The following is a 4,326-nucleotide window of genomic DNA, read 5'->3' as shown; positions in this document are numbered from 1 at the left end:
GTGCTCGCGCCGGCAGTGATGCCCACCCGAAGCGCCCCCGATACGGGAATCCACGGCTGCATGGTGTCTTCCACGTGGTGCTTGGCAATACGCCGATAGCGCACAGCGTTGCCCTCCACGTCGATCTCGTCGGGATCGGCAATGTGGTACGTGGGTACCTGTTCCGCGCACAACGCCGCGAGCGAGATGGTGTTGCTGCTGTTGTAGCCACCCACCACGACCATGAGGTCGATTGGCTCGCGCAACAGGTCCACCACGGCGTCCTGGCGGTCCTGCGTTGCACTGCAGATGGTATCGAACGTGCGGAAGTGTTCCGCCTTGTGCGATTCGCCGTACGCGCGCGCCATCGCTTCCCCCACCGCCGCGCCGATCGCGAGCGACTCGCGCGCCAGCATGGTGGTCTGATTGGCGACACCGATGCGCTCGAGATGCACATCCGGATCGAAGCCGTCCGACGCGGCGATGGCGAACTTCTCGAGGAAAGCCGCGCGCGACAGCGCCGGACGCGGCGTGGCACGCCCGGCCTTCGCTTCGATGTAGTCCATCACCAGTTCGGCTTCAGCCATGTCGCGCACCACGAGGTACTGGCCGTTGGGGTACTTCTCCACCTGCGACGCCGTGGCGCGCGTCTCCTCGTGGTAGTACTTGCCGTGAATGAGCGACGTGTAGCCGTCACGCGCATACACCTCCACGCGCTTCCACACGTTGAGGACCGATCCGCAGGTGGTGTCGACGATCACGCACCCGAGATCGCGCAGCGTCTGGAAGTCCTGAATGGTCACGCCGAACGCCGGCAGGATGACCACATCGGCGGGCTGCACCGGTGCGTAGTCGAAACCCTTCCCGCTCGCCGACAGGAAGACAACGCCCATCTCGCGAAGCTTTTCGTTCACATGCGGGTTGTGGATGATCTCACCCGCGAGGAAGATGCGCTTCTCGGGGAACTTGAGCCGCGTCTGGTAGGCGTAGTCCACCGCCCGCTCCACCCCGTAGCAGAACCCAAATTCCCGCGCGAGGCGCACAGTGGTATCGCCGGCAGTCAGCGCGTAATCGCGCGCCCGGAGCAGGTCGACCAGATGACCGGTGTAATCGGCCGCGAGGGTGTCCTGCACTTCGGCTTTCAGTCCGAAGCCCTTACGGACGTACGTGGCGGCCGAGGCGTTTGCGCCTCCGGCGGACGGCGTGGTGTCGGTAGTGCTGTTGGCCATCCCCAAATCTACTCACTCCAGGCTGGCCTGCACCTCCTCCGGCGTGCACACGAAGCCCTCGAGCGCGTCCCGCACCACGCGCGGGAGCGGACGCTTCGCGAATTCGTCGGCGGTCACGCACACCGCCACCAGCGTCACGACGGCCACCCGGCGCCCGTCGTCGTGTCGGAGTTCCATGACGAAGGTGATGGAGCTCTCGCCGAGCTTCGCGACCCAGATGACCATGTGGAGCAGGTCGTCGATGCGGGCCGGCGCCAGGTACTCGATGGCGAGATGGCGCCGCGGCATCCAGATCTCGGGGGTCGTCTCGTAGATGACCCCGTACGGCAGCCCCGCCTCCCGCAGCAGTTCCTGCTCGGCCGTGTCGAGGAAACGCGTGACCGCGCTGTAGCGCATGATGCCGACCAGATCCACGTCGGCCCAACGGACGCGGTCGGTGCAGCGGAATGGACGGGGGGCCTGGGACGACATGGCGACTGGTGAGGGAAACGTGGAGCTGATGAGGGGAATTCCCCTCTGGCCGAAACCGCGGCGCGTGTGCACCGTCAAGCTATGTATACCACCATTGTCGTGCCCTATGACGGCTCACGGCACAGCGCCTGTGCCCTCCCCGTGGCGGCTGCCCTCGCGAAGCGCACCGGCGCGCGCATTGCCGTAGTCATCGTTCACGATCCCAGCGCCTACATCCCGTTCGTGCCGGGAGAAGTCGCCATTCCCGTCTACGACCAGGAGCTGGTGCAGCTGCACCGCGACCGGGACGCCGCCGCGCTCGCGGACGCCGTGGCCGACCTTCGCGCCAAGGGGGTGACGGCCGAGGGGTTCGTGCTCGACGGGACCGTGGTTGAGGCTCTCGAAGAATACGTCGCGAGCCACGGCACGGATCTGGTCGTGATGACCACCCACGGGCGCAGCGGCTTCGAGCGGTTTCGCCTCGGCAGCATGGCCGCGGCCTTCCTCACCCGCTCCACGGTGCCGGTACTGCTCGTGCGCGGGTCGGGCAGTGAACTGCAGGGCGAGGAGCCGCCCCTGCCCAGCGGTCAGCTGCTGTGCACGCTCGACGGTTCCTCCTTTGCCGAAGCCGTCCTGCCCCACGCCCGGCGCTTCGCCGAGGTGACCGGCATGACGATGCACCTGGTGGCCATCACGGTGCCGCACGCGATTTCGATGGCCCCGTTCGGCACCGAGGCGCTCCTCGCCGACGACAGCGCGCTGAGCGCCGAAGAGCATGTGCGCGAGGATTATCTGCATCGCATCGCCGAGCACTGTCCTCCAGGCACGACCGTGCGGGCCATTACCGACATGAGCGTCGCCCGGGGCATTCTCGATGCCGCGGCCGAGAGCACGTGCGGGGCCATTGCGATGGCCACCCACGGCCGCGGCGGACTGAAGCGACTGGTGCTGGGAAGCGTAGCGGACGAAGTGATCAGGCACGCGGAAACGCCGGTGCTCGTGTTCCGGCCGCCTCAGAGTTGAGCGGTGAGATTCGCGAAGCGAGCCTGAGAGTCGAGGGGCGAGGATGAGAGGTGCGCTTGGATAGAAGCGAGAGGCCAGCGTTCTCGAGGTGAGAAGCGAGCGCGTGCGGCCTCGCTTTTCACCTCTGGCCAGCCGACGTCTCGCTTCTATCCGGGCGCACTTCTCGTTCTGCTCGGTCGACTCTCCCGCTGAGATCTCAGATCTGAGCGGTCAGCGGTGAGAACATCGCCGGCGCCAGCCACGGCGCCAGCGCGTACGCGACCATGGGCTCGTATGCCCGCTGCCGGTCCACGAGCCCCGCGGTCAGGATGCCCACGGCTCCCTTGCCGTGTTTGGTACCGCTGGTGCGCGCCTCCGCATCCATGGCGTATCCCAGCTCCTCGCCGGCGCGAATGCGCGCGGCCACGCGCGCGGGGAGCGGCATGCTGAGCGAGCCGCCGAGTCCTTCGCGACCGTCGCGGTCGACGACCACAGCCCACGCGCAGCTGCGCAGTTCACCGGTGGGGAGCTCGACAACGCCGCCCTCGAGCCCGATACCCAGCTGCGCCTCGGGGGTGGCCGCGAGCGCCGCGCGTGCGCGCTGCCGGGCACCAGCCTGCGTTTCCTCATCACCGAACGGCTGGTCAGGGACCCCACTGGGGACCGCAATCCCCGTGACCTGCACCACTGAGGCCACTCGGGCCAGGATCGCCGTGGCGGCGGCGATCTTTACGGGATTGGTGGACCCCACCACTGCATAGTGAAGCCAGGGAAGCACGACGTCGGACATCGGGAGCAGGAATGTGAGGAAGTAACCGGCAACCGCCTTGCTTGCAGGCACGTGGACAAGTAACCTCTCTCGATCCGTCTCCACCATATGCCCGCTTCCGCCACCGACATGCGGCGGGCCGATTCGCGCGATCGACTTCCGGGCCCAGTCCCTCCGAGAACGCGACTCTGGCTCGACTTCGTCAACACGGACGCCGCCGCGCAAATGCCCGGGGGCGATTTGTTGCGCGATTTTGAGGCATTGCTGGCGTGGCTGAAACAGGAGGCCGCCGTGGATGAGGAGCGTGCGGCCGGGATCCGGCGACGTGCCGTGCTGCAGCCGGCAGCGGCCGCCGCGGCGCTGGTGGATGCCCGCCGTGTCCGGGCCGCCCTGCGCGCCCTCGCCGAGCGCGGTGAAGCGCAGGACAAGGTGCGGGAAGACGCCGTGGTGGAAATCAATCGCGTGCTGGGGCGAAGTGCCGGTACGCGACGGCTCGACCCCGATCCCGCGACCGGCGGCTACGTGCGCAATTTCGTGCCCACGGGGGATGCCTTCGCGGGACTCATGATCCCCATCGTGGAGTCGGCCGCCGATTCCCTCATCGGCAGCGAACTACCGCGCGTGCGCCGCTGCGCCGACCCCCGTTGTCATCGGGTCTTTCTCGACGGCACGAAGAACGGGCTACGACGCTGGTGCGACATGGGCACGTGCGGCAATCGCGCGAAGGCGGCGCGACACCGCGCCCGCCACGGCGACGCCAGGTGATGGCCGCTCAGCCGCGCGCATGACCACGCCGCGCACGCCGTCCCGCGCCGTCGAGGCCGTGACGCCGCCGCCCACGGCCGACCTGACACTCGAGCGCGGCTTCGTGGCCTCGCTCCGGTGGCTGGTAGCCGA

At 67.9% G+C, this 4,326-nt stretch carries 5 protein-coding genes; 2 read left to right on the top strand and 3 right to left on the bottom strand.

Going from position 1 to position 4,326, the window contains the following annotated elements; all coding sequences use genetic code 11:
* The coding region (locus ACIQ6O_RS13485; RefSeq protein ID WP_396208308.1) for a 4-hydroxy-3-methylbut-2-enyl diphosphate reductase at positions 1–1,208 on the bottom strand (1,208 nt) is incomplete at its 3' end.
* 12 nt (positions 1,209–1,220) lie between these two features.
* The gene (locus ACIQ6O_RS13480) at positions 1,221–1,679 is read right to left on the bottom strand and encodes an acyl-CoA thioesterase (protein ID WP_396208307.1); all 459 of its coding nucleotides are present in this window, start codon (positions 1,677–1,679) and stop codon (positions 1,221–1,223) included.
* Positions 1,680–1,760: 81 nt separating this feature from the next.
* On the opposite strand from ACIQ6O_RS13480, the gene ACIQ6O_RS13475 reads away from it, so the two are divergent.
* Positions 1,761–2,681, top strand: coding sequence for a universal stress protein (locus tag ACIQ6O_RS13475; protein WP_396208306.1), 921 nt, complete (start codon positions 1,761–1,763; stop codon positions 2,679–2,681).
* Between the two features lie 196 nt (positions 2,682–2,877).
* Here ACIQ6O_RS13475 and ACIQ6O_RS13470 read toward each other — a convergent pair whose 3' ends face one another.
* Positions 2,878–3,501 carry a DUF84 family protein gene (locus tag ACIQ6O_RS13470; RefSeq protein ID WP_396208305.1) on the bottom strand — a complete coding sequence of 208 codons (624 nt, stop codon included), beginning with the start codon at positions 3,499–3,501 and terminating at the stop codon, positions 2,878–2,880.
* A gap of 36 nt (positions 3,502–3,537) precedes the next feature.
* Here ACIQ6O_RS13470 and ACIQ6O_RS13465 point away from each other — a divergent pair, with 36 nt between their 5' ends.
* A complete protein-coding gene (locus tag ACIQ6O_RS13465) occupies positions 3,538–4,194 on the top strand; it encodes a CGNR zinc finger domain-containing protein (protein ID WP_396208304.1) in 657 nt (218 codons plus the stop codon).
* Positions 4,195–4,326 lie beyond the last annotated feature (132 nt).

The organism is Gemmatimonas sp. (genome assembly GCF_044345575.1).
Taxonomy (GTDB): domain Bacteria; phylum Gemmatimonadota; class Gemmatimonadetes; order Gemmatimonadales; family Gemmatimonadaceae; genus Gemmatimonas.
Note: the sequence above shows the minus strand (reverse complement) of the source record. Positions and strands in the feature narration are given on the sequence as shown.